Raw genomic sequence first — 255 nt, 5'->3', positions numbered from 1 at the left:
CATTCGTACCCCGCACAAGATGAAGTTTGGCGTCTCCGGCTGCACGGGCGAATGCGCCGAAGCGCAGGGCAAAGTCGTGGGTATCATCGCCACCGAGAAAGGCTGGAACCTGTATGTGTGCGGTAATGGCGGGATGAAGCCACGTCACGCCGATTTGCTGGCTGCCGATCTTGATCCCGATACGCTGCTGCACTATCTCGCCCGCTTCATGATGTTCTACATCCGCACCGGTGATCGCCTGCAGCGCACCTCGCT

Annotated in this window: 1 pseudogene; it reads left to right on the top strand. The window is 59.6% G+C overall.

What is annotated here, in order from left to right:
- Positions 1 to 255, top strand: a pseudogene (locus KVT28_RS25665) (nitrite reductase (NAD(P)H)); the annotation flags it as partial.

Origin of the sequence: Pantoea sp. GbtcB22, from assembly GCF_019091025.1 — a bacterium.
In the GTDB taxonomy this organism is placed as follows: Bacteria; Pseudomonadota; Gammaproteobacteria; order Enterobacterales; family Enterobacteriaceae; genus Pantoea; species Pantoea leporis.
This window is presented reverse-complemented; position numbering and strand designations above follow the sequence as displayed.